The sequence below is a fragment of the Alishewanella agri BL06 genome, from assembly GCF_000272005.1.
GTDB lineage: Bacteria > Pseudomonadota > Gammaproteobacteria > Enterobacterales > Alteromonadaceae > Alishewanella > Alishewanella agri.
Map to the genome: position 1 here is coordinate 337,842 of NZ_AKKU01000015.1, position 23,713 is coordinate 361,554.

Annotated in this window: 22 protein-coding genes; 7 read left to right on the plus strand and 15 right to left on the minus strand. The window is 51.7% G+C overall.

From position 1 onward, the window contains the following. The first annotated feature begins 86 nt into the window (after positions 1 to 86). A complete protein-coding gene (locus tag AGRI_RS09635) occupies positions 87 to 1,739 on the plus strand; it encodes an amidohydrolase (RefSeq protein ID WP_008984756.1) in 1,653 nt (550 codons plus the stop codon). Between the two features lie 46 nt (positions 1,740 to 1,785). On the opposite strand, the gene AGRI_RS09640 is transcribed toward AGRI_RS09635, so the two are convergent. Continuing rightward, on the minus strand, positions 1,786 to 2,154 hold the full coding sequence (locus tag AGRI_RS09640) for an HPF/RaiA family ribosome-associated protein (protein WP_008984757.1): 369 nt from the start codon (positions 2,152 to 2,154) through the stop codon (positions 1,786 to 1,788). A gap of 199 nt (positions 2,155 to 2,353) precedes the next feature. Here AGRI_RS09640 and AGRI_RS09645 point away from each other — a divergent pair, with 199 nt between their 5' ends. The 3 genes from AGRI_RS09645 to AGRI_RS09655 all read left to right on the plus strand — a co-directional run bounded on the left by AGRI_RS09645 (position 2,354) and on the right by AGRI_RS09655 (position 4,969). Next, positions 2,354 to 3,103, plus strand: a complete 750-nt coding sequence (locus AGRI_RS09645) for a TrmH family RNA methyltransferase (RefSeq protein ID WP_008984758.1) — start codon at positions 2,354 to 2,356, stop codon at positions 3,101 to 3,103. A gap of 14 nt (positions 3,104 to 3,117) precedes the next feature. After that, positions 3,118 to 4,002: a cysteine synthase CysM gene (gene cysM / locus AGRI_RS09650; protein WP_008984759.1), complete on the plus strand. Its 885-nt coding sequence runs from the start codon at positions 3,118 to 3,120 to the stop codon at positions 4,000 to 4,002. 82 nt (positions 4,003 to 4,084) lie between these two features. Next, complete coding sequence (locus AGRI_RS09655; RefSeq protein ID WP_083847140.1) at positions 4,085 to 4,969, plus strand: DMT family transporter; 885 nt, start codon at positions 4,085 to 4,087, stop codon at positions 4,967 to 4,969. Here the strand turns inward: AGRI_RS09655 and AGRI_RS09660 are convergent. Beyond that, positions 4,966 to 6,954, minus strand: a complete 1,989-nt coding sequence (locus tag AGRI_RS09660; protein WP_008984761.1) for a PhoX family protein — start codon at positions 6,952 to 6,954, stop codon at positions 4,966 to 4,968. The genes AGRI_RS09655 and AGRI_RS09660 overlap by 4 nt on opposite strands. Positions 6,955 to 7,082: 128 nt before the next feature. Here AGRI_RS09660 and AGRI_RS09665 point away from each other — a divergent pair, with 128 nt between their 5' ends. After that, positions 7,083 to 7,553: a GNAT family N-acetyltransferase gene (locus AGRI_RS09665; RefSeq protein WP_008984762.1), complete on the plus strand. Its 471-nt coding sequence runs from the start codon at positions 7,083 to 7,085 to the stop codon at positions 7,551 to 7,553. A gap of 82 nt (positions 7,554 to 7,635) precedes the next feature. On the opposite strand, the gene AGRI_RS09670 is transcribed toward AGRI_RS09665, so the two are convergent. The 6 genes from AGRI_RS09670 to AGRI_RS09695 form a co-directional block, all read right to left on the minus strand. Next, a complete protein-coding gene (locus AGRI_RS09670) occupies positions 7,636 to 8,433 on the minus strand; it encodes a DUF4198 domain-containing protein (RefSeq protein ID WP_008984763.1) in 798 nt (265 codons plus the stop codon). Between the two features lie 27 nt (positions 8,434 to 8,460). Next, positions 8,461 to 8,952, minus strand: a complete 492-nt coding sequence (locus AGRI_RS09675) for a DUF2271 domain-containing protein (protein WP_008984764.1) — start codon at positions 8,950 to 8,952, stop codon at positions 8,461 to 8,463. Positions 8,953 to 8,978: 26 nt separating this feature from the next. Beyond that, positions 8,979 to 9,590: a PepSY-associated TM helix domain-containing protein gene (locus tag AGRI_RS09680; RefSeq protein WP_008984765.1), complete on the minus strand. Its 612-nt coding sequence runs from the start codon at positions 9,588 to 9,590 to the stop codon at positions 8,979 to 8,981. A gap of 9 nt (positions 9,591 to 9,599) precedes the next feature. After that, positions 9,600 to 11,930 carry a TonB-dependent receptor domain-containing protein gene (locus tag AGRI_RS09685; RefSeq protein ID WP_008984766.1) on the minus strand — a complete coding sequence of 777 codons (2,331 nt, stop codon included), beginning with the start codon at positions 11,928 to 11,930 and terminating at the stop codon, positions 9,600 to 9,602. 336 nt (positions 11,931 to 12,266) lie between these two features. Then, positions 12,267 to 14,342 carry a TonB-dependent receptor family protein gene (locus AGRI_RS09690; protein ID WP_008984767.1) on the minus strand — a complete coding sequence of 692 codons (2,076 nt, stop codon included), beginning with the start codon at positions 14,340 to 14,342 and terminating at the stop codon, positions 12,267 to 12,269. Between the two features lie 110 nt (positions 14,343 to 14,452). Next, positions 14,453 to 15,157, minus strand: coding sequence for a 2OG-Fe(II) oxygenase (locus AGRI_RS09695; RefSeq protein WP_008984768.1), 705 nt, complete (start codon positions 15,155 to 15,157; stop codon positions 14,453 to 14,455). Positions 15,158 to 15,172: 15 nt separating this feature from the next. Here AGRI_RS09695 and AGRI_RS09700 point away from each other — a divergent pair, with 15 nt between their 5' ends. Both AGRI_RS09700 and ggt read left to right on the plus strand, forming a co-directional pair. Continuing rightward, on the plus strand, positions 15,173 to 15,574 hold the full coding sequence (locus AGRI_RS09700; protein ID WP_008984769.1) for an acyl-CoA thioesterase: 402 nt from the start codon (positions 15,173 to 15,175) through the stop codon (positions 15,572 to 15,574). 88 nt (positions 15,575 to 15,662) lie between these two features. After that, complete coding sequence (gene ggt / locus AGRI_RS09705; protein WP_008984770.1) at positions 15,663 to 17,387, plus strand: gamma-glutamyltransferase; 1,725 nt, start codon at positions 15,663 to 15,665, stop codon at positions 17,385 to 17,387. Positions 17,388 to 17,433: 46 nt separating this feature from the next. Here the strand turns inward: ggt and AGRI_RS09710 are convergent, their stop codons facing one another. The 7 genes from AGRI_RS09710 to AGRI_RS09740 all read right to left on the minus strand — a co-directional run bounded on the left by AGRI_RS09710 (position 17,434) and on the right by AGRI_RS09740 (position 23,646). After that, entirely contained in the window at positions 17,434 to 17,991 is a 558-nt protein-coding gene (locus AGRI_RS09710; RefSeq protein ID WP_008984771.1) for an acyl-CoA thioesterase, read from the minus strand. A 24-nt stretch (positions 17,992 to 18,015) separates the two neighbouring features. After that, positions 18,016 to 18,372, minus strand: a complete 357-nt coding sequence (locus AGRI_RS09715; protein ID WP_008984772.1) for a DUF2288 domain-containing protein — start codon at positions 18,370 to 18,372, stop codon at positions 18,016 to 18,018. A gap of 22 nt (positions 18,373 to 18,394) precedes the next feature. Beyond that, on the minus strand, positions 18,395 to 19,744 hold the full coding sequence (locus AGRI_RS09720; protein WP_008984773.1) for a sigma 54-interacting transcriptional regulator: 1,350 nt from the start codon (positions 19,742 to 19,744) through the stop codon (positions 18,395 to 18,397). Next, complete coding sequence (locus AGRI_RS09725; protein ID WP_008984774.1) at positions 19,731 to 20,342, minus strand: hypothetical protein; 612 nt, start codon at positions 20,340 to 20,342, stop codon at positions 19,731 to 19,733. Before AGRI_RS09725 ends, AGRI_RS09720 begins: the two co-directional genes overlap by 14 nt. Next, positions 20,339 to 21,760, minus strand: coding sequence for a sensor histidine kinase (locus AGRI_RS09730; protein WP_008984775.1), 1,422 nt, complete (start codon positions 21,758 to 21,760; stop codon positions 20,339 to 20,341). Before AGRI_RS09730 ends, AGRI_RS09725 begins: the two co-directional genes overlap by 4 nt. A gap of 157 nt (positions 21,761 to 21,917) precedes the next feature. Then, the gene (locus AGRI_RS09735) at positions 21,918 to 22,106 is read right to left on the minus strand and encodes a hypothetical protein (protein ID WP_008984776.1); all 189 of its coding nucleotides are present in this window, start codon (positions 22,104 to 22,106) and stop codon (positions 21,918 to 21,920) included. 313 nt (positions 22,107 to 22,419) lie between these two features. Continuing rightward, positions 22,420 to 23,646, minus strand: coding sequence for an adenosine deaminase family protein (locus tag AGRI_RS09740; protein ID WP_008984777.1), 1,227 nt, complete (start codon positions 23,644 to 23,646; stop codon positions 22,420 to 22,422). Positions 23,647 to 23,713: the final 67 nt, after the last annotated feature.

Below are 23,713 nucleotides of genomic sequence, written 5' to 3' on the forward strand. Positions count from 1 at the left end.
TTTTCATCGCATCTTTTGTCGCATCTAAAGTGTATCGATCGGCCTTTGTTGCTATAGTCAGAAAAAAATCAACAACAGGATCCCGTATGCAACTTAAACCTTTGTTATTGCTTGCCAGTTTAACCAGTTTTGCCGCCGGCGCGGCGCCGGTGGTACTGAAAAATGTTCAGGGTTATGGCTTTGATCAGCAGCGGCAGCTGGTAAATTTCCAAACCCTGGTGTTTGATGATGAAACCGGTCAGGTACTGGCCCGTGGTGACAGCAGTGTTGCTGCGACTTATCCACAGGCAAAAGTTTTGGATGGTAAAGGTCAAACCCTGTTACCTGGCTTAATTGACGGCCATGGTCATTTACTGGGTTTGGGTGAATATCTGAAACAAGCGGATCTGCGCGGGCTTACCAGCGAAGCGACCTCAGCGGCACAGGTCGCCGCCTTTGCCCGCGCTAACCCGGAGCAACAATGGGTCATTGGCCGGGGTTGGAACCAGGTATTATGGGATAGCAAAGCTTTCCCGGCGAAGAAAACCTTAGATGAAGTGCTGCCAGATAAGCCTGTGTATCTGGTACGAATTGACGCGCACGCGGCCTGGGTCAATAGTAAAGCCCTGGCATTGGCAGGCATTACTAAAGACACCATCGATCCACCTGGTGGTGAAATTATTCGCGATGAACGCGGCGAACCAACCGGGGTGTTAATTGATAATGCGATGTATCTGGTGCAGCAAAAAATCCCGGCGCCCAGTACAGCCGACAAACGAGCGGCGCTACAATCGGCGTTTAGCCATCTACAGGCACTGGGTATTACCGCCGTGCATGATGCTGGCGTTAGCACCGAGTTAGTCAGCCTGTATCAGCAGTTACAGCAAGAACAAGCGCTTGGCGTGCGCGTTTATCCGATGCTGTCAGCTAAAGATCCGGCGCTGGAACAGTGGTTCAGTAAAGGTATCGTCGATGATCCGAGCGACTGGCTGGATATCCGTTCGGTCAAAATCTATGGCGATGGCGCTTTGGGCAGTCGTGGTGCGGCGTTGTTAGCGGATTACAGCGATCAGGCAGGGCAACGTGGCTTGCTGGTTACCCAGCCCGATGCCCTGACAGAAATTATGCGCCTGACTATTAATGCCGGCTATCAGGCCAATGTGCATGCCATTGGCGACCGTGCCAACCGGCTGGTGCTTGATCGTTTTGAACTGCTGGCAACGCCAGAGCAGCGCGCCGCCGGCCGGCACCGGATCGAGCATGCACAAATTGTCTCACCGCAAGATATTCCACGCTTTAAAACCCTGCAGGTGTTACCGGCCATGCAGGCGGTACACGCTACGTCAGATATGAATATGGCCGGCGACCGGCTTGGCGTATCCCGCTTACGTGGTGCCTATGCCTGGCGCACCTTTGTTGATCAGGGCAGTATTATTGTCGGGGGGTCAGATTTTCCGGTAGAGCTGGCAAATCCGTTTCATGGTTTACACGCCTCAGTCACCCGGCAAGATCAGCAAAATCAGCCGGTTGGTGGCTGGTTGCCAGAACAACGTCTGACACTGATTGAAGCGCTGCGTTCCTTTACTATCGATGCCGCTTATGGCGCTTTCCAGGAGCAAAGCATGGGTACATTGGCGCCCGGTAGCTGGGCCGACTTTATTCTGGTTGACCGCGATATCTTCGCTATTCCACCGGAGCAGCTGTGGCAAACCACTACCGAACAAACCTGGATCCACGGCAAACTGCGCTTTAGCCGTTAGCAAGCGTAAAACTAAAGGCCCACCAGTCGGCGGGCCTGAACTACGATTAATTTACTTCATCTTCTTCTGTTACAAAATCTGGTCGTTGGCCGTGACTTTGCTTATCGCGTAATTTACCTATCACCGTGCCGAGCTTACGCTGTAACTTGTCAGCCGCACCGCTGATTGCCTGCCCTACAGTTGGCGCCAGCTCTGTCACGGCCACTGGCTCCAACCCTTGTGGCCGGGCTTCCAGTAAGCAGCGTTTATCATGGCCGTCCTGCTTGGTTTTGCCGTTTTCGTCACTTAAATGCACTTCAATACGGGTCAGATGATCGGCAAAACGCTGTAGCTTATGATTAAGGGTATCGCGGACGAACTCAGCCAGGCGCTCGTCAGCCTGGATATTGCGGTCACTGTTGATTTGTACTTGCATAGGTTACTCCTGTTGCAATAAGGACTGCAGATTAAGACGCCAATTTTGGCTATAGGTTTCGACGTCTTAATGATTAACTGGTATCAATGCGCGCTAAGTTCAAGGGCAAAACGCGGAAATAAGCCGATAAAGTCAGACAGCACGGCAAAGTCTGGTTAAAATACCGCTATACCTTAGCCGCAACACCTGATGAGTAGAGATGATCAGTAATAAATGGGCCAAGCTAATTAAGTCGCTGCATCTGAAGAAGCATCGCAAAGCCGAACAGTTATTCTTTGTTGAAGGCGAAAAAGCAGTGCTGGAACTGCTGCAATCCGACTGGCCGGTGGTCGCTTTATTTGCCACCGACAGCTTTTTGAACCAGCATACCGCGCTGTGTCAGCGTGCCGCCTTGCTGCAAAACTGCAGTGCCGCTGAATTGGAAAAGGTTGGCAGCTTTAGCAGCAACGATGCGGCACTGGCGGTAGTCAAGATTCCGCAGTGGCACTTTACCCCACCGGCGCCAACCGACTGGGTACTGGTACTGGATAGTATTAACGATCCGGGTAACCTGGGTACCATTATCCGGATTGCGGACTGGTACGGTATCCGGCACATCCTCTGCTCTGAGGACACAGCTGATGCCTTTAATCCGAAAGTGATTGCCGCGGCCAAAGGCTCATTTTTACGGGTACAGTTGCATTATCAGCCGCTGTTACCCTTGTTACAAGCTGCCAATCGGCCGGTTTATGGTGCTTATCTTGGCGGTGAATCGGTGCATCAGCTCGGGTTGCCGCAAAGTGGTGGCTATATCGTACTGGGTAATGAGGCAAATGGTATCAGCGATGCAGTAGGCCGACATGTCAGCCGGAAGATCACCATTCCGGCCTTTGGCCAGGCTGAATCACTGAATGTTGGTATTGCCTGCGCTATTATTTGCGATAATTTGCGTCGCCTCGGCGGCGCCTGAAACAGGAACTGCGTATGAATTTCCCGACTATTGAAGCCTATGTGGGCAATACGCCGCTGGTGCGTTTACAACGCCTGGCGAACCATACCAACAGCACGGTACTATGCAAGCTGGAAGGCAATAATCCGGCCGGTTCCGTCAAAGATCGGCCAGCGTTGAATATGATTGTGCAGGCCGAACTGCGTGGCACTATCAAACCCGGTGATCGGATTATTGAAGCCACCAGCGGCAATACCGGTATTGCGCTGGCGATGGCAGCCGCCATTAAAGGTTACCCGATGACGCTGATTATGCCGGCGAATGCCACCGAAGAGCGCAAAGCCTCGATGCGTGCTTATGGTGCCGAACTGATTCTGGTGACTAAAGAGCAGGGCATGGAAGGCGCGCGTGATCTGGCGTTAAAAATGCAGGCCGAGGGCAAGGGCATCGTACTGGACCAGTTTAATAATACCGATAATCCGGCGGCACATTATGTCAGTACCGGCCCGGAGTTATGGCAACAAACGAATGGCAGCATTACGCATTTTGTTTCCAGCATGGGCACCACCGGTACCATTATGGGCACCTCCCGCTATTTAAAGCAGCAAAATCCGGCGATTCAGATTATTGGCTTGCAACCGGCTGATGGCGCCAGTATTCCCGGCATCCGTCGCTGGCCCAAAGAATATCTGCCGGGCTTTTTTGAACCCGAACGCGTCGATCAGGTGATCGATATCTACCAGAAAGATGCCGAAGAGATGATGCGCCGGCTGGCCCGGGAAGAAGGCATCTGTGCCGGTGTCAGTTCCGGTGGCGCTGTTTATGCGGCGATCAAATTGGCAGAGCAGCTGGATAATGCGGTGATTGTAGCGATTATCTGTGATCGCGGTGACCGTTACTTATCATCCGGTATTTATTAGCATAAAATGTTCTTAAAGCCCGCACGCTAAACTTCCGGCTGGCGGTATAATAAGGGCCTCTTCGGCTAAGTGAGTGGCCCCTTTGTCATACGAATATATGGCGCTATTGGCAGCTGCCTGCTGGGCCTTTGGCAGTTTATTGTCGGCGCAGGCGGCAACGCATCTGGGTGCCTTTGCCTTTACCCGCTACCGAATGCTGATTGCCATGTCGCTGCTGTGGCTGCTGAGCTTCGCCACCGGCAGTTGGCAAAGTCTGCAACTGCCCCAGGTATTGTTACTCATCCTGTCAGGTGCAATTGGCATCTTTATCGGTGATACTGCGCTCTTTGCCGCGATGAACCGCTTAGGGCCACGCCGCGCTGGTGTGCTGTTCGCTACCCATGCCTTGTTTTCGGTGCTATTGGCTTATCTGTTTCTCGGTGAAACGCTGTGGGGTATGACGCTGGTTGGCAGTGGGCTGTTAGTTGGCGGCGTGATGATCGCTATTGCCTTTGGTAAAAGACGCGAAGAGCAACATCAGTGGGAGGCGTCACCCGCGGCAATGAAAAGCGGGGTGGCACTGGCGCTGTTGTCGGCACTCTGTCAGGCCGTGTCTACCCTGATGCTAAAACCACTGATGAGCGAGGGTTTGGATGCCATTGCCGGTTCAGCAGTCAGGATGAGCACCGGTTTTGTATTGCACTTACTGGTACTGTTACTGGGCCTGAAAGTGGCACGCAGTTATTTACCGCTGACCTGGCGCGTATTCTGGCTGGTGGCCGTTAATGCCAGCTTGTCGATGGTACTGGGTATGACGCTGATTTTGCAGGCGTTGAAAACTGGCGATGCCGGCCTGGTGGCGCTGTTTTCATCGGTCAGTCCGGTATTAATTTTACCGATGCTCTGGCTGGTATACCGGCGCCGGCCCGCCTGGGGCGCCTGGTTAGGCGCACTCCTTACCGTAGCCGGCACCGCTTTACTGCTCTAACTGCCGATCACACCACCATCTTCTTTGGTAATGACCACGGTCGCCGAACGCGGCCGGCTATTGCCACCATCGGGCCAGTGACTGGTAAAGGCGGTTGGTGTCGAACGATCACCAGGGTGCTGAATATTCACAAACATGGTTTTACCATCTGGTGTAGTGACAACGCCGGTAACCTCACACTCAACCGGTCCCACCAAAAAGCGCTTAAGTTCCCGTCCTGCTGTATCGGCAGCCAGCATCTGGTTGTTACCAAAAGGCCCCTCACTTTGCAGACTGCCACTCATATCAGTTTGGATCCAGAGTAAACCCTGAGGGTCAAACCAGAGCCCGTCCGGGCACGCCAGAGCATTATCTGCCGTCAGCTGTAACGCCGTGCCGGGTGTCGCGGTTCCGGTTGGACCGGCGAGTAAAAAAATATCCCACTCAAATTTTTGTGCCTGTGGCTGTTCACGCCAGCGGATAATATGTCCAAACACGTTTTCCGGCCGCGGATTGGCGGCATCCGTTTCTGCTGCTTGCCGCCGGCTGTTGTTGGTCAGGGTAAAATACACTTCGCCGCTTTGTGGATGCACGGCGCCCCACTCCGGACGGTCCATCTTAGTGGCCCCGGCAATATCGGCAGCTAAGCGGGTATTCAGCAATACATCGGCCTGTGAATCGAAGCGAACAGCGGCAGCAGCAACTTTGGCGCGGAAAACCGGATCCGTTAAATCCAGTGCTAACCATTCGCCACTGCCATCCTCGTTAAAACGGGCCGCGTATAGGGTGCCGTTATCCAGCAAGGCGCCACTGGCAGTTGCCGGATCATAGGGCGCTGCCGAGACAAATTTATAAATATATTCAAAACGCGAATCATCACCGGAATACGCCACCAATGGCTGACCCGGCACCGCTTTGGCGAAGATTAGCCCTTCGTGCGCGAAACGACCAAGCGCCGTGCGCTTTACCGGTACTGACTGCGGATTAAAAGGATCGATTTCGACAATCCAGCCAAAAGTATTCGGTTCATGCCGGTAATCCTGTGTGGCGGAAGCAGCGGTTTGACTGGCATTAAAGCGCAAGCTTTGCTCAGAAGCCGGCTGCGCGGTTTCCCAATGGTAGCCGCTTTGTTGACGCGGCACACTATAGCGAGCCTGCTCTCGCGGCAGCTCTGCATCATGATTTACAAAATAACCGGCCCAATTTTCTTCACATGTCAGGTAAGTGCCCCAGGGAGTCACACCGTGCGAGCAGTTATTCAGGGTACCGCGACAGGCGGTACCGTCCGGGCTATAACGACTGCGAACTTTCGCATGTCCACGCACCGGCCCAGCCAGTTGTGCCGGAGTTTGTACTGTAATACGCCGGTTATAACGGCTGCCTGCGACTTGCATCCATTGCCCATCCGCCTGACGGATAATATGCACAACTGACACGCCATGTGCGGCCTGCTCTTTGGCCACCTGTTCAGCGGTCCTGGGAAACACCGGGCCAGCCGGATGCAACAGGTCCGGTTCAACATATTCATGGTTCATTACCAATAAACCTTCGCTGGAGCTATTGCCACCCTGCGGCAGGTCAATCGGGAAAAAATGCATGCCGTCATGGTGCATCCCCATCTGCTGTGCCTGTTCTGCCGCAGTATTGCTGGCGTCGGCTTTAAAAGCCGGGTAGTCGCCACAAATCGGTGTGCCCCAGGCTAAAAAAGGTTGCACCCGGTAGCCCGCAGGTACAGTGACCTGATCCAGCCGGTTACCGGCCACAGCCAGAAAACCGGGGCGAATGGCACCGGCGGCGGCTGGCGTCAGATCACTGGTTAAGCGACAACCCGACAGCTGGCTACCCAATACCCCGGAAATCGCCAGCGCCAGCGAGCCTTTTAAGAAGGTACGGCGCTGCAGACGTTGCTGTAATATTGCGGCAAAACACGGATTAGCAGAAAAATTGGCGACAGGCTCATCACCGCTATTATCAATTTGTGGCTGGCGCGGCTGTTGGGCAGACATCAGATAACTCCATAAACTAAATAGCCTGACAGTATCGGTTTTGCATGGCAGTTATATGACAACCACCAACAATCTAGCCGCTATCTGCAGCCTCTGCTATAGTGGCTGTCAAAACAACGGAGCAGATTATGCAATGGCAAGTGCTGACTTTTGCTGAATTAGATACCCATACCCTGTATTCATTATTACAGTTACGGGTCGATGTATTTGTGGTCGAGCAAAACTGCCCTTATCCGGAGCTGGATGATAAAGACCTGGATCCGCAAACCCGCCATGTACTACTGAAAAAAGGCGATAAAGTGATCGCCTATGCACGGGTGCTGGCTCCCGGCGTCAGCTTTGCCGGTTTTCCGGGGATCGGACGGGTTTGTGTGTCGCAAACTGCCCGCCGCCTTGGCCTGGGTAAGGTTCTGGTGGAACGGACGCTGGCTGAGACCAGCCAATTATGGCCAGCCACTGATATTCATATTTCCGCGCAGTGTTATCTGCAACGTTTTTACGAAGAATTAGGCTTTAAAGCAGCGAGTGAACCCTACCTGGAAGACGATATTCCGCATTTACAGATGATTAAGTACTTTCAGCAGACTGCAACAGCATAAAGTGCGACGACGGCAGCCTGCTCAGGCAGCCGTCTACTCAATCGCCTTTAAAGATAAGTCTCCTGTAAAGGTAAGCTCCCAGTTAAGGTAAGCCGACTTCAAAAGTCAGGGTCAGTGTCGCCCGGATCTGATCTGCCAATTCAGTTTTTTCTGCTGACTGATAACTGGCCTCGATCAGGTAACGACCAGCCTGCGCCGGGGTAAAGGCCAGTTTACCTGCCGCATCGGCTTCCAGCGTCTGCCGCCCGGCCGCATTACGGTATAACTCATCCTGCCGGGAAAGCTCTACCTTTACCCCGGCCGCAGGTTTGCCGTCCATTAGCAGTTGCCATTCAATCTTATCCTCTGCCACATAATCCGCCGGGTGGGTAATAAAGTTCAGCTCAAAGCCATCCCCTTTCGGGTCCAGCGCCGTGCGGTTCGGTGCCTTTACCGTCACCACCGCCAGTGCCTTACTCTGGCTCCGGCTGGTCGCCACCTTAGACGCGCCTGCCGGTAACGCTTTAGCTGCCGCCAGCTTATCCGCTACAATACGTTTACGCTCGCCGTTCACCTCAAACATAGTGAAGTAGCGCACCGGGCCGCCATTTTCAATCAGGTAAGTGCCTTCCTGCACCAGCTGATGATCGGCCTGGGATTTGCGTTTGCCCTGGTAACTCTGGCTAAACTTATGCCGGCTGCCATCAGGAAACACCAGGCTCAGATTGTCCGGCGACACGCCCTTATCGGCGACAAAAGTCATATTGGCGGCAGACAGATCCACCGAAATCCAGGTATCTTCGCCGGATAACACAAAATGACTGGGCATCACCCATAGAGTATGGGCCAGACTGGCCTGGCTAAAAAGTGCCAACATGGCAGCAGTAAGTAATTTCTTCATCGCTATCTCCTTCTTCTGTTTAGTCACTTATTTAAGCGTCAGCGTCAGCGGTCCCAGCTCTTCAGCCGCCGCCGCATTGTGTTGTTGTGGTTGACCCTTTAACTGAAAATCAATTTTCTGCAGGCTACGCCCGCCCTGCTCCCGCGAGGCTTCGACATAGAGCGTATAAGCGCCAGGGGCCAGTGCCTGCCCCTGATCATTGGTGCCATCCCAGCTTAAACGGTACTGACCGGGGGTGCGGGTGGCACCGGTCATCGCATCAACCAGAGCGGTATCACTACGGCCAATTTTGCGCCAGAAGCGGCGGATATCTTTTAGCCAGTCAGGCTCCTTGCGCCACAGGGCAATCAGTTTTACCGGTTGCTGCTGCGCGTCTTCCACCCAGACAGCGACATAAGGCCGGTAGTACTGTGCCGAAGTAACCTCAGGGATCGTCAGCACAATGTCGGCCTGTGCCGCCGACAGCGACTGGCTTCCCAGGCCGAGCAGCAGAGCCAGCGTAAATAGCGGTTTTCTCACAGTGTTCTCCTTGTTAATGATCGGCGTTAGTGAAAGGCCAGCAGATACGCCAACACAGCCATCACGCCGCCAAGCACAGCCAGAGCGTTACCCAGCTGTTTTTTCGATGGCATTTTCAGCAACAGATAAAAACCAGTCAGCGCAAACAACAGGCAGGCAATGGCGGTTATATCAATCAGAGCTTGCCACAGGGCACCGCTATCCCGGCCTTTGTGCAGGTCATTTGCCAACGCCAGATAGCCGTTAAACTGTTGCTCCAGCTCGATTTCTGCAGCAGCAAAATCCACCAGAGCGACGGCAAAGCCCGCGGGTCGTTTAAAGCTCAGCTCCAGGGTTTGTTCATCACTATCAAACCGGGCTTGCCAGCTAATGCCAGCCACGCCTTGAGTACTTTTCAGCCAGTCAACCAGCGTTGTTGCATACTCCTGCTGCTGCGTGGCCAGCGGCCAGTGCTGCAAAGGTTCAGGCAGGGGCAACTGCTGCAACTGCTGTTGCGCTCCCCATTTGCTTTGCCAGTCCGGATGATTCAGGGTGATGCCGGTAACAGAGAAAAACAGCAGTAACAACAATACCCACATCGCACTGTAGGTGTGCAGTGTCCGCATTAAGCGGCCTAAGGCCGCTGCCCGCTTTTTCATACCCGCATCCTAGAAACGGTAACTGGCAGATAACCACAGGCTGCGGGCCTGCTGCGTGGTGTTATAGTCTGCGGTACAGTTATAAGTATCTTCCGTTACCGCCAATACACAGCTGCGGCTGGATAAGTCGTCATCTAACAGATTGTTAATGCGCGCGCTTAAACTAAGTTGTTCTGAGTAGCGGTAACGCAGCCCAAGATGCAACAGCTCATAGGATTGGTAATACTGTTCCACTGTTTCCGGCCCGCTTGGGCCACTGATTTCTGCTACACCGCGAAAACGCTTGCTGCGCACCTCAGCAATCAGCTGCACACTCAGTGGCTCAGCTAATTGCCAGTTTAGGGTGGCGTTCAGCATATTTTTTGGGGTATTGACCAGTGGTAAACCGGCACTGACGCCAGTTTTTACTTCACTATCGGTGTAGGTGTAATTAGCGTTCAGGCTCAGGCTATCGGTAAACTGATATTTACCGGCCAGTTCTACGCCACGAGTGACCGATTTATCGACATTGGCCGCTTGCGAGAATTGGTTATAACCCAGCGCCGCCCAACCCGGGCCAATATCAACGCAAGGGATACCGGACGTCACCAGTTCACAGTTTGGCAGGTTATCCTGAGTAATAATTTTGTCTTTAAAATCACTCAGGAATAGCGTGATATTACCGCTGAACTGCTCGCCTTGATAATAGCTGGCCAGCTCATAGTTAACACTGGTCTCTGGTTGCAGATCCGGGGTTCCTACCATTGGGCTGACGCCCTGACCACCAAAGCCGGTAATGCCAGGAAATAGTTGATTTGGTTCCGGCGTTTTGTAACCGGTACTCACGCCACCTTTTAACGTCCAGGCACTTTCTGTCCGGAAATTAAAATATACCCGCGGGCTAAACTGACCATTAAAGATATTATGGTCATCGTACCGACCACCGAACGTCAGCGTCAGCTTCGGGTGCAACTCCCAGCTATCTTCAGCAAATACCGCCAATTGTCGGTGCCGCTGTGTAGTGCCATCGCGAAAGCCATCGCCATACATGCCAAACACCCCATCTTCCATCTCCGAGTCCAGATACTGGAAACCGGTAACATAGTAGTGATTGCCAATCGAGGAATCCCATTTGCTGTCAACAATCAGATTCTCGATCGCCAGTTCGCGTAGCGGCCGCGGTAAAAAATCGGCCTGTAACTGTTCGCGTAATGCTGGCGTTAACTGCGGCCGGTTAGTATTTTGCGCCAGCCGCGCAGTATCCCAAATTTGTTGCAGCGCCAACCGCTCGTCCACTGTTAACGGCAAAGAACGACCTAAATTTTCACTGCTGCTCCAGGTCAGGCTGCTGCTGAGGGTACCGGCATCGAAGCGGCCCTGATGTGCCAGCACAACTTGTTCCCGTTGAACGCGTTGGTAAGGGGTGTAACCGACTCGCGGCTGCACAATGCCGCCATTGCTGGCACGCCATAAACTTTCGACACTATCCAGGGTGCCGGTTTGGCCCTCGGTATTATCATAACGTTGTCTCGCAACATCATATTCAAAGGTCAGGCGCTGTTTTTCGGTCAGCGCATAGTTCAGGCTGGTGCCGAGATTCCAGATTTTGGCAGCCACAATTTTCTTATCACCAAAACTGCCTTCATCAACCCAGTTACTGCCATCCGGCAAAGGCCGGCTCTCACTGTAGGTAGGGTCACTTTCGCCGCGATCATAAATACTGCCGCGCAGGGCATAAGTCAGTGCTGCCAGTCCCGTCGGGCCGGTCAGGTAAAAGTCGGCTTTATGATCGTTACCATACTGGCTGTCTTGCTGCAGATTGCTGCTTAGCGTGACACTGCCATGAGTTTGCTCTAAATCACGACGGGTAACGATATTTACTACCCCACCGATGGCATCTGCGCCATAGAGGGTCGACATCGGGCCGCGTACCACCTCAATCCGTTCAATTGCTTCCAGTGGTGGCATATACATAAACTGGCTGTTGCGGAAATTGTTCGGGCCAATATTGCCAATATCGCTCTGGCGGCGGCCATCAATCAGAATTAGCGTGTATTCCGCCGGTAAACCGCGCATCGTAATACTGATATTGCCGTGTTTATCCTGACCGGCGCCGACGTCAATACCTTCAATATCGCGAAGTGCATCCGCCAGACTGGTATAAGGCCGGTTTTGCAGATCTTCGCGGCTCACTACACTAATACTTGCTGGCGCATCGACCAGCTTTTGCTCATAGCCTGAAGCGGTAACGACAATAACCTCTAAGTCATAATCCGCTTGAGAAGAGACTTCAGCCAGCGTAGGTAAAGATCCGCAGGCCACAGCAATGGCGGCACTGAGTGTGGAGAAACGAGATAACATGATGCATTCCTTGTTTGAGCCTGAAGGCGCAGTAATAAACCAAATACTGAATTGAACTTTTCTGTGGCCGGCCAGACACGAAGCAAATAATAACCATTATCATTTAAACCATCAATAGCAAATGATAATCATTATCAAATAAATTTCTGATTTAGGGAAATTGGTCTGTAACAAGGAAAGATCGGGACCCTAGTCGCATTGTCATCGCTGCTCAGCAGCTTGGAGGTTGCTAGGTAAAGTCGCTATTAATGCCGATTAACGTGCCCCAGACTCACTATCCGGAGCTTGAAAAAAAAGCCTGTGACAGTTCACAGGCTCTTATTCTACTGGAGGTTATCAGAAGCGATAACGGAAGCCCGCTTCGAAAGAACGTTCAGGACCGACATAGATACCCTGCCGTAAGCCAGAGATATATTGCTTATCGGCCAGGTTTTTGACCGAGCCATACACCGTAAAGCCTTCGAATACATTGTACTGCGCCATTAAGTCGTACACGGTATAGGCTGGTAGTAAACCACCCCAGATACCGCCGGCGGCATTGGCAGGAATATCAACAATATTGGTCGGGTCGGCATACTGCTCACCACGATGATGCGCTGTCAGGGCCACACTCAGCGCTTCGCCGGTGTAACTTAGTGCCAGATTCGCCAGTATTTTCGGCGCATACGGAATCCGGTTACCGGCATTCACACCAGACTTAAACTCCGAGGTCGGCACCCAGGTCGCGTTAGTGTCAATCCGGAAACCGCCACCCAGCTCATAACCTAACAAGAATTCCATACCGGTATGTTCGGTTTTACCGGCGTTAGATTGCGACAGATTCGGATCGCTGTTACCGGTAACTACCTGGTTAGCAAAGTTCATGTAGAACGCCGAGACTTCATAGTTAGCGGCGCCTGCTGTACCCCGCAACCCCAACTCGTAGTTTACTGAGCGTTCACCATCCAACTGCTGATCAGTTAAGCCATCTAACGCCACGCCATTTGAAGCCGGAGAGAAGGCACGATATACGCCACCATAAAGCTGTGCCTGAGCAGTTAACTCATAGGTCAGGCCGACACCCGGCAATAGCTCGGTATTGGTCGTCTTCGCTGAATTATTATTGTCGGTCAGGATCACCCGCTTTTGCTCATAGGATTCAATCCGCAAACCCGGCGTTACCGCTAACTCATCGGTCAGTTGGATCCGGCTTTGGGCATAACCGGCGACGCTGGTGGCAGAATCAACAATATGGCGATCATTATTACCAGAGCGATCAGCGGCACGGGTAGCACGGATCCGAGTATCGTTAGATTCTTCTTCCATTAAGCGCAAGCCCACTTCACTGGCCGCGGCATAACCAAATAGCTGCTGATCGAAGCTTAACCGGCTCTCAATACCCAGACGCTCAAAGCCACGGTTATTACCGGTCAAAGTGTCGGTATATACCCAACGCCCTGCGGCATTTGACGCTGCAGTATTGACGTCATACCGCCAGTAATCACGGGTAGTTTCACTCCAGTACACTAAGGTATTTAGCTTGGCGTTATTCCCCAGGATAACCTCATGATTCAGATCCAGAGCCGTGCGGTCGGTCAGATACCAGTCATCCGGTGCCGGGTTATAACGCTCACCATTCAGGTAATCGGCCAGTAACAAACCACGGTAAGAGATATTGGCTTCGTTTTCATGATAGGAAAATTTCACCCCGACTTTCTGCTTGTCGCTGATCGCTAAACCGGCTTTAACCATCACATCAGACATATCGTAGCCTTTGTCCATAAAGCCATCACTACTGGCTTTGGTGGCTACGACCCCGGCAAAAGCATCTTCTGACTGATTTTTAGCACCGGCTTCGACCGTCATCTCACGCATATTAAAGGAACCGGCACGGGCGGACAGCTGCACACCGTCATCTGGCGTTTTGGTAATGTAGTTCACTACACCACCGATGGTGGACGGGCCATAGCGTAAAGAGGCAGAGCCTTTTAACACTTCCACCGACTCTACGCGCTGAATCCGGGTATTAAAATAACGGTCGTTACCGATAAATAAGCCCGGCGCAACCGGCACGCCATCTTCCAGTAATAACGATTTTGACTCTCCGGCAGACAAGCCGCGGATGCCGAAGTTAGCGACGATTGAGGTTTCTTCTTCGCCTTTGATATTGATGCCCGGTACGCGGCGCAGCACATCTTCGGTCGATAACGGCTGTACTTGCTCAATTTGAGTGCGGTCAATCAGGATCACTGAGCCAGTCTCCTCAAAACGATGTACCTGCTGCTGGCCCTTGACCCGGATTACTTCAATTGATGGCATCACCTTGCCGGCGCTGCTTTCAGTAGCGGCTTCTTCTGCTACCGCAGCCAGATTGACCGCTCCTAAGGATAATGCCACGGCCAATGCCACGGGCTGACGTTTAGTCGACAACATAAAACCTCACCTGGATAATCATGATGTATGAAATTGCCGCGCATCTTAGCAACTTCAAACTCAAACAGCAATAATTATCATTTGGCTTTATGGTTGTGTTACTGTCACTATTATTTTACCGGTGCGCCATACAGGGTTTCAGCGCGCTGGAGTAAAATCCAGCTGGTCAAGATGTACTTATCATTGGATACCGGCACAGCACCACGGTGAGTATGGGTAAAATACGCCGGGGCTATCACCATACGGCCGGCTTTGGGCTGGATGCTCTGCTGCTGATAGTAAAAATCGGTCTGCCCGCCCTCAGTCACATCATTCAGATAAAACATAAACAGTAAGCTACGGTGCAGCGGCTCGTTGTCCGGTAATTGCGGATACACCTCGCAATGCCAGTAGTTATAGTTACCCTTACCGGCGGCATATTTTTGTGCCTGAATCGGCCCTAGCCGGTATAAAGTACGCATAAAATCAAAAGTTTGCTGCTCGCTAAACTGACCAAAATTATCATGGGTAACCGGCAAGGGTTGACCAGTGACTGGATCGCGGGTGGTAATGCCCACTGGCGCAATCAGTGCAAAGTGGTACTTCTTAAAATACTGATGAGCATAGTGCGTGGTCACCTGAAGAATTTGCTGCAACAAAGTGGCATATTCCGGGTGTTCGTTTAAATAAAGATCGGTACTGATTTTTTTGCTGGTATCCACGCCAGCCCCGGTACGGCCAGCCTGAGTGTATGGGCTTTGCTCAAAAGCGCTAATCAGCTGTTGGCAAAGTGCCGGGCTTAACGCATTATCATAAACTTCAATAAAATTGGTCATGTAAGGGTCCTACTGATGTTTACCGAGGTTATCCAGCCCCGTTTTTCTGATACTGATGCCTTAGGGCATATTAACAATACGGTGTTTGCGGTCTGGTTTGAAAGCGCCCGCCAACCGGTGTTCCGGATTTTTACTCCGGACTTGGATGTCAAAAAATGGGCTCTGATTATTGCTGGTATTCAACTGAATTACCATGCCCAAACCCACTACGGCGAGCCGGTCGAAATCCGTACCTGGATCAGTGAAATCGGTAACCGCTCCTTTAAGGTTTATCAGGAAGCCTGGCAACACGGCCAAAAAACCGTGTCTGGTACTGCGGCAATGGTCAAATTCGATTATCAACAGCAACAGGCCAGTCTATTAACAGAAGCGGAACGGGCGCAACTTAGCGCACATCAGCCTACCGCCGAAAACTAACGACTGAGCGAAAGCGGCTGGCATGCGTATTAATAACTGCTTAAGTTACTCAAAAAAGCTTAGCCAAAATAACAGGGGACACTTTTATATGCAGAAAAAATTGATAACGCTGCTGCTGGGACTAACGGTGATCTCGTCACCGTTAGTGCAGGCTTTCGACCGAATTACCGGAAAAGATTTTGCCAGCCGTTCCGAGGTCATCGCCAGTGAAGCCATGGCGGCCACCAGTCACCCGCTGGCAACACAGATTGCGCTGGATGTGATGAAACAAGGCGGCAACGCCATCGATGCCGCTATCGCCGCCAATGCTGCGCTGGGCTTAATGGAACCAACCGGTAACGGCATTGGTGGTGATCTGTATGCCATGATCTGGGATGCCAAAAGCGGCAAGCTCTATGGTCTGAATGCCTCAGGTCGTTCACCGCTGGGATTAAGTTACGACACCTTAAAGGCGGAACTGGAGAAACTGGGCCGTACTGATTTACCACCACACGGCATGCTACCAATCAGTGTGCCGGGCACTATCGACGGCTGGTTTGAAATGCACAAAAAGTTTGGCAAGCTGCCAATGCCGCAGCTGTTACAGCCAACCATTGACTATGCTGAAAAAGGCTTCCCGGTCACTGAGTTAATTGCCTATTATTGGGACCGCAGTGTGCCAATTTTAAGCCCGCAGCCGGGCGATTTTAAAGGCACCTTTACCATCAATGGCAAGGCGCCGGCCAAGGGTCAGATCTTTAAAAACCCGGGCTTAGCTTACACCCTACGTACGGTAGCGAAAGAGGGGCGCGATGCTTTCTACCGCGGCGAAATCACCCGCAAAATTGATAAGTTTATGACGGAAAATGGTGGCTATCTGCGCTTTGCAGATTTTGCCAATCATCGCTCAGACTGGGTTGAACCGGTAGGTGTGGATTACAAAGGCTATACGCTGTGGGAGTTACCACCGAACGGCCAGGGCATTGCCGCACTGCAAATGCTGCAAATTCTGAAAAACTTTGATTTAGCCGCGCTGGGCTACAATACCCCGGAAAGCATCCATCTGATGGTAGAAGCAAAAAAACTGGCGTTTGAAGATCGCGCCAAGTTTTATGCCGATATGGACTTTTACAAAACACCAATCAGTAAGCTGATTTCTGAGGAATACGGCCGCGAACGCGCCAAACTGATTGGTCAACGCGCTGCACAGCGGGTTGATGCCGGAAATCCGCACCTGTATGAGGGCGATACCATCTATATGACAACGGCCGATAAAGACGGCAATATGGTATCGCTGATCCAGAGTAATTACCGTGGTATGGGCTCTGGCGTAGTAGTGCCGGGCTTAGGCTTTGTGTTCCAGGATCGGGGCCAGTTGTTTTCAATGGATAAAAACCATGCCAACGTTTACGAGCCGGGCAAACGTGCCTTTAATACTATCATTCCGGCCTTTGTTACCAAAGACAACAAACCGCTGATCAGCTACGGCGTGATGGGCGGTGCCATGCAGCCACAAGGTCATGTGCAAATTCTGGTCAACATGGTCGACTTTGGCATGAATCTGCAGGAAGCCGGTGATGCCGCCCGTTGGCAGCATCTTGGCAGTACTGAACCTACGGACGGCCAGGATGCCTATCTGAAAAACGGTGGCTATATTGAAGTGGAGCGTGGTATTCCGTTTGAAACCGTGCGCGAACTGCAAAAACGTGGTCACGACGTACGTTATGGCCTGGGGGGTTATGGTGGCTATCAGGCGATTATGAAAGACCCTATTAATGGTGTTTGGATTGGTGCCTCGGAATCGCGTAAAGACGGCCAGGCTGCAGGCTATTAAGCTTATCATCACAGGGCGACCAGGGGGTCGCCCTTTTTTATGCGCGCTAAATCACCAGCTCGACTTTGGCATCAAAATGCTGGCGGATTTCACACACTGCCTGCTCCAGACAACCGGCGAACGGCTCAGCTGAAGCTGGTTTTTGCTTGCGCAACTCTATACGCTCCGCCGCTTTTAAGTAGCGCATTACTTCTTCTTTGCTGCGCAAAATCAAGCGTGGTACGGCTACGGGTTTACCGGTTTCGGCATCTTTGGCAATCATCGTAAAGTACGACGAATTACAATGCTTGATTTGACCCGTCTGAATATTTTGCGCTTCAACCCGGATCCCGACCACCATCGAACTGGTACCGACAAAATTTACCGATGCATTTAGAGTAACTAATTCGCCAACTTCAATCGGGCTTAGAAAATCCACCCGATCTACCGATGCCGTCACACAATACTTACCACTAAATTTGGAGCCACAGGCAAAGGCAATCTGGTCCATCAGTGATAACAGATAGCCACCGTGGATTTTGCCGCTAAAGTTGGAATGCGATGGCAACATCAGCTGAGACAGCGTAATGTGAGAACAGGCAACGGTTTTATAATCCAGACTCATAACTTGCTCCGGCGCAGTGGGCGCTTAGTTTAACTGTTGCGGTAACGGCTTATCCTGTACCAACACCCAGGGCGAAATCACTACCGCCCATAACTCTGCCTGTTGCTGATACCATTGCTGCGCTTGCTGCTCACTGGTGCGCTCAACCTGGCCGCTTTGCAGCCACTGGGCAACCTGCTGTTTATCATCACGGCTAAAAGCAAAGGCAACACTAATCAGATCCAGCTCAGCGGCAACACTAATTACACTGCCGGCGGCATAAAATTTTTGCAATTCCAGCCAGTTAATCCGGGCGGTTTCACTGATAATTTTCGCCCGGACCAGCTCCGGGTTCTCAGCTTCTTCAGCCAGCCAGGCGTCTGGCGGGGTGGGTTTATTCATATTTTTTATCCTGCACGGTGTCCTATTCCAGTTCATCACCCTGTTCGGCGACTTGCTGGGCACTGAGTTCATGTTTCTTCAGCAACTTATAAAAGTCGGTACGATTGCGACCAGCCAGTTCGGCGGCCCGGGTCACATTGCCTTCCGTCATCTGCAACACCCGGATCAGATACTGGCGCTCAAACTGGTCACGGGCTTCGGTTAACGTTGGCCAATAGCTGCTATTTTGCGATAGTGCCTGCTCGACCAATAACGCCGAAATCACCGGGCTTTGCGTTAAGGCCACACACTGCTCGACCACGTTGACCAGCTGCCGCACATTACCCGGCCACTTTGCAGTCGCTAACAGCTGTAGCGCGTCATCGGAAAAGCGGGTTACCTTAACGTGATGCCGCTCGGCACTTTGCTGCAGCACATGACGGGCTAACAGCGGAATATCCTCGGCCCGCTGTTCCAGCGTCGGCAACTGCAAATTGACGACGTTTAAGCGATAGTATAAATCCTCGCGGAAACTACCATCGGCCATCGCCTGCTGCAAATCACGGTGCGTGGCAGACAATACCCGCACATTAATCGGCATCGTCTTAGCACTACCCACCGGCCGGATCTGCCGTTCCTGTAAGGCCCGCAATAATTTCACCTGCAAGGCCACCGGCATATCGCCAATTTCGTCTAAAAACAGCGTGCCACCGTCAGCCTCGCGAAATAAACCGGCGTGTTCAGTCACCGCGCCGGTAAAGGCGCCTTTACTATGGCCAAAAAGTTCGGATTCCAGCAAATGCTCCGGCAAGGCACCACAGTTAATCGCCACAAAGGGCTTGGTCGCCCGCGGACTGGCATTATGAATCGCTTTAGCTAACAGTTCTTTACCGGTACCACTGGCACCGGTAATCAGCACACTCACATCGCGCTGCGCTACCCGGTACGCTTGCTCCAGCACATTTTGCATCAGCGGGCTACGGGTAATAATGGCCTCGCGCCATTGTTCCTGCTCCGGTAAAGATTGATTCAGCGCCCGCTGTAATACTTCACGTAATTCAGCCGGGTTAAGCGGCTTAGTTAAAAAGCCAAACACACCACGCTGGGTCGCCGCCACAGCTTCCGGGATTGAACCATGAGCAGTCATCAGGATCACCGGTAAGCCTTTATAACGCTTAGCGATTTCATCAAACAGACTCATACCGTCTAACCCCGGCATCCGCAGGTCGCTCAGCACCACATCCACGCTTTGTTTCGCCAACAAGGCTAATGCCGTTTCAGCGCTGTCGGCATTAATCACCTGATAACCTTCTCCTTCCAGCCGCAGCGTCAACAGCCGCAGTAAGCTCGGATCATCATCGACTAACAATAAACGTGGGTTATCCCGGGCCATTATTGCCTCCGTTATTGTTTTCTACCGGTTGCTGATTGAGTTCAGCTTCAATTTGGGTCAGGGCATCAATTTTCTTTTGCAGTTCACGGTTGGTTTTTTGTAGCCGTTCCAGCTGGTCTTGTTGCTGGGCATTGAGCCGGGTGACAGCCGTTACTGCGGACTCTGCCTCTAACAATTTTTGATTGAAGGTCAGCTCCCAGCTAAACAAAGCGGCCAGCCGTGGCGGCAAACTTAATAGCACTTCAGTTAACTGGGTTTGCACCCGAAACCGGCTGACATAAGGCATATCCGGATGCAAATTCAGTAAAGCTAACTGAAACTGACTCACCTCATCCTGTGTTTCCAGACTGGCTAACCGCAAGCGCTCGGCTTCCGGTTCAAGCAAAATACGCTGCTTATAATCGAGCCAGGCTTTTAGCGTTGCCGGCTCGTCATTAAATGCCAGAATATCCTCCGGCTCCGGCTCCGTCAGCTCTAATGCCGGTGGTTGCTCCGGCACAATTTCAACCGGCGGCTCTGATGGTGGCGGCAGCGGGGGCGCGGTTAGCTGGCAGGCGGTTAACAGCGCCAGCGACACGAGAACTAAAGATTGCTTCATACCGGTTTTTCTCCTGATAGCGGCAAGCGCACACGGATACAGACATCGGCATAGACGACGTCGACGATGTCTGCGTGACCGCCAAGTAAACGGGCGCAGTCAGCCACAATCGACAAACCTAACCCTGAGCCTTGTACTGCATCAAAACGTGGGGTAGTACCACGCTGAAAAGGTTCAAATAATTTTTCCCGTAATGCCACCGGGATCGGTGATCCGTTGTTGGCAACTTCCAGCACTATGCTTTCATCCTGCCGGTAAAGTTTAACCCAAACTGGGCTGCCCTCAGCGCCATAGGCCTGAGCGTTATTAATCAGATTATCCAAAATACGCCGGAATAACATTTCGTCGGTACAGAGCGAACTAAGCTGGCAATCCAGCTTTACCTGCTGCTGGCGCTGCTGCAGTGACAAGGCGTGGTCATTAAAACACTCCTGCATCAGCTGCTGCGGCACCACCTGACTCCAGTTCGGCTGTGCTTGCTGCAGTAAACGGTTATAGTCCAGTAATTGCTCGGTCAGTACGCTCAGGCGGTCGGCGCTGGCATTGAGTAAGGTTACTACTTCCTGTTGCTGCGGTGTTAAAGGCCCAACCAGCTGCTCACTGAGCAGCGCACAGCCTTCACGGATACTGGAAAGCGGGGTTTTTAATTCGTGTGAGGCGTGACGCAGTAAAATTAAACGCAATGCCTCCAGTTGCTGCAAGCGGGAACTTAACCAGCGTAATTGCTCACCTAATTCGGTCAGCTCGCGCGGGCCACGCAGCTTTTCGTCCGGAAACTGATGCTTGGGTTGAGCAATGGCCCGAATCATCCGGTCCAGCTTTTGTACCGGCGCGGCAATCCGGCCGGACGCCCAAAGTACCAACAGTAAAGTGAGCATCACCAGCGCGAAGGTTTCCCAGGCCAGCTGTTGCTGGGTGGAGGTAACCTGCTGTTGTTGTCGATCCAGTTGTTGCTCCAGCAGATCCCAGATTTCTTTGGTAATTTGTTGTTGCTGGGTACGAACCTGTTGTAGTAATGCTTCCGGGACTTCGGTTAGTGGTTCGTTAAAGCGCGCCCGCAGCCCCTGTAACGCGCTGCGCTGCGCGCCACACAATGCCAGATCCGGAAGATCACGGCAGAGTTGCTCCAGTAATTGCAGTTGATTGTCGATATGATTTAAGGCTAGCCGCTGTAAGGCGTCGGTACGGACCACCGCAAACTGGCGCACGGCACGTTCAATGTCTACCACCAGGCTTTGCATACTTTCGGCCTGGCGTACGCTGGACACCGCCTGCTCAGCCGATGCGATAGCATAGTTACTGACGCCACTTAATGACTTATTACTTTGCCATAACAAGACGCCTACCGGAATCAACGCCAAAAAAAAGCTTAGCAATACCAGTTGCCGTAATGATGCGGTTTGCACGGAAAAGCGCATAGGCTCCACCCTCAGAAAAGTCTGAGTTTAGTTTACTGAAAATTCAGGGCCTTGTATTGCCGAAAGCGGCAGAAACTGCCGCTGCGCTACAAAAAAAAGGCCAGTACTAAGACTGGCCAAGGCAGATTCAGCTAGATCGCTGATCTATGGGATTCGATTACTGCGCTAACTCAGTGTTCATGCTCTGCGCATAAACTGGTTGTGTAGCCTTAGCTGAGCGGGCAGATTGCTCCTGCTCCCAGGCCTGAACACTGGCATTATTCAGGTCAACACGACGTAACAGCGTAAAAACAATGGCCATATTGGCAACCAAGAACAGCGTGATAAAACTTAAAAACATATCCATGATACTTCTCCGGCTATGGGCTCCATATGGGAGCGTTCGGTGCTGTCTCAGGAGAATCGCGTAAAAGTAATACTTATTGCTTTTACGCTATTCCCCTGCAGCGTCACAGATATTAATGCAGCAGTCGTGCCAACTTAATTTAGTTATTTTAAATCAATAATTTATTATATTTTTTACGAAAGAAAGGCAACCAGGGTGCCGCTAACTGTTGCTAATTAGCGACACCAAAAAGCGGCAAATAGGAGAGTCTTTAAAAAACAACAGCTTAGCATGTATGCAAAATGCGACACCAAGCGTAAGCGTCTGATTTAAATCAGATAAAACCATAACGCTGAGCTACACGGTCAAAATATTCCAGACATTGTTTAGCGTATTGACGTTTTTCGACATAGCTGCCGGGGAAAAAGCTTTTCTTGAAGCCGTACGCCACCATATCTTTCAGCCGTTTTAGCGGCACATCGAAGTTATCCAGCGCCAGCTGATACTCTTTGCTGACAGTTGTATTAGACACCAGACGATTGTCGGTGCAGATCACCGTAGCAATCCGGTGTTCCAACATATCTTTAAACTTATGCTGGCGGATATCGGTAATTGCCGGATTGGTTTGCAGATTACTGGTCAGGCAAACCTCTACTGCGATACGCTTATCGGCGATATAAGAAGCCAGATTATTAATATATTTAGTTTTATCAGTAATCGCCGGATCTTTAATCATCTCCGGGATAAACATCGAATAGCCATGGCCAATACGATCGGCATAACATTCGGTAATGGCTTCAAATACACTTTCCGCACCGTAGGCTTCGCCGGCATGCAGGGTTTTCAGTAAAAAGTGTTGGTGAGCGTACTCATAGACTTCTTTAAATTTACCCGCCGGATAACCTGCCTCCTGCCCCGCCAAATCCAGACCAACAATCGGGATGCCCTCGTCATCCCGTAACCGCACACTGGCCCGCACCAGCTCCATCGCCGCCAGCTTGATCACATCCATCGGCGCAAAGTCGCGCATTAATTGAAACAGGTTGGTGTAATAAGGTGAAAAACCTTTATTACCAAACATCCGCATTGCACAGTTAATAATGCCATAATAAAACGGTGGTTTCTGACCGCTTAGCACCGCTTCAGTGGCGTTATACTCTTGCATCGCTTGCTTTAAACCGTTATTGACCGCATGCATTATCCGGTCGAAATCAATACCGCGTGTCAGATCAATCAGCAATTGCGGCGCAAACCGCACTTCGATATAGTTGACCCCTTCAGCCTGATTATCCAGCGCCAACTCGTACGCTGCCTGTTGCAGGTTTTCCGGATCGCGCAGCACGGCACAGGTATACTGAAAACAATGCAAATACTCGCCTAAATTCTGATAGCGGTCTTTAAACACCAGCTCTTTCAGGCCGGTAACTGAGGTGGCAGGTAAGGTCACCTGACTGCGTTTTGCCATCTCGATCAGACTGTCTAACCGTAAACTGCCGTCCAGATGTAAATGTAAATCGGACTTGGGCATCATCTTAATAAAGTCGGCGGAGTAGCGGGCCATAATCATTCCTCTGTTAACTACCAGCAAGAATATCACAGACCGCCAGCTCTGTTGCTGCCGCCTGCTC

What these genes read in the sequence shown, in the direction of transcription:
- AGRI_RS09640 (WP_008984757.1), bottom strand. Translation starts at nt 2,154, where the DNA reads ATGCAAGTACAAATCAACAGTGACCGCAATATCCAGGCTGACGAGCGC.
- AGRI_RS09685 (WP_008984766.1), bottom strand. Translation starts at nt 11,930, where the DNA reads ATGTTATCTCGTTTCTCCACACTCAGTGCCGCCATTGCTGTGGCCTGC.
- AGRI_RS09710 (WP_008984771.1), bottom strand. Translation starts at nt 17,991, where the DNA reads ATGAGTCTGGATTATAAAACCGTTGCCTGTTCTCACATTACGCTGTCT.
- AGRI_RS09690 (WP_008984767.1), bottom strand. Translation starts at nt 14,342, where the DNA reads ATGTTGTCGACTAAACGTCAGCCCGTGGCATTGGCCGTGGCATTATCC.
- AGRI_RS09660 (WP_008984761.1), bottom strand. Translation starts at nt 6,954, where the DNA reads ATGTCTGCCCAACAGCCGCGCCAGCCACAAATTGATAATAGCGGTGAT.
- AGRI_RS09635 (WP_008984756.1), top strand. Translation starts at nt 87, where the DNA reads ATGCAACTTAAACCTTTGTTATTGCTTGCCAGTTTAACCAGTTTTGCC.
- AGRI_RS09680 (WP_008984765.1), bottom strand. Translation starts at nt 9,590, where the DNA reads ATGAAAAAGCGGGCAGCGGCCTTAGGCCGCTTAATGCGGACACTGCAC.
- AGRI_RS09665 (WP_008984762.1), top strand. Translation starts at nt 7,083, where the DNA reads ATGCAATGGCAAGTGCTGACTTTTGCTGAATTAGATACCCATACCCTG.
- AGRI_RS09720 (WP_008984773.1), bottom strand. Translation starts at nt 19,744, where the DNA reads ATGGCCCGGGATAACCCACGTTTATTGTTAGTCGATGATGATCCGAGC.
- AGRI_RS09645 (WP_008984758.1), top strand. Translation starts at nt 2,354, where the DNA reads ATGATCAGTAATAAATGGGCCAAGCTAATTAAGTCGCTGCATCTGAAG.
- AGRI_RS09715 (WP_008984772.1), bottom strand. Translation starts at nt 18,372, where the DNA reads ATGAATAAACCCACCCCGCCAGACGCCTGGCTGGCTGAAGAAGCTGAG.
- AGRI_RS09730 (WP_008984775.1), bottom strand. Translation starts at nt 21,760, where the DNA reads ATGCGCTTTTCCGTGCAAACCGCATCATTACGGCAACTGGTATTGCTA.
- cysM (WP_008984759.1), top strand. Translation starts at nt 3,118, where the DNA reads ATGAATTTCCCGACTATTGAAGCCTATGTGGGCAATACGCCGCTGGTG.
- AGRI_RS09700 (WP_008984769.1), top strand. Translation starts at nt 15,173, where the DNA reads ATGTTTACCGAGGTTATCCAGCCCCGTTTTTCTGATACTGATGCCTTA.
- AGRI_RS09695 (WP_008984768.1), bottom strand. Translation starts at nt 15,157, where the DNA reads ATGACCAATTTTATTGAAGTTTATGATAATGCGTTAAGCCCGGCACTT.
- AGRI_RS09735 (WP_008984776.1), bottom strand. Translation starts at nt 22,106, where the DNA reads ATGGATATGTTTTTAAGTTTTATCACGCTGTTCTTGGTTGCCAATATG.
- AGRI_RS09670 (WP_008984763.1), bottom strand. Translation starts at nt 8,433, where the DNA reads ATGAAGAAATTACTTACTGCTGCCATGTTGGCACTTTTTAGCCAGGCC.
- AGRI_RS09740 (WP_008984777.1), bottom strand. Translation starts at nt 23,646, where the DNA reads ATGGCCCGCTACTCCGCCGACTTTATTAAGATGATGCCCAAGTCCGAT.
- AGRI_RS09725 (WP_008984774.1), bottom strand. Translation starts at nt 20,342, where the DNA reads ATGAAGCAATCTTTAGTTCTCGTGTCGCTGGCGCTGTTAACCGCCTGC.
- ggt (WP_008984770.1), top strand. Translation starts at nt 15,663, where the DNA reads ATGCAGAAAAAATTGATAACGCTGCTGCTGGGACTAACGGTGATCTCG.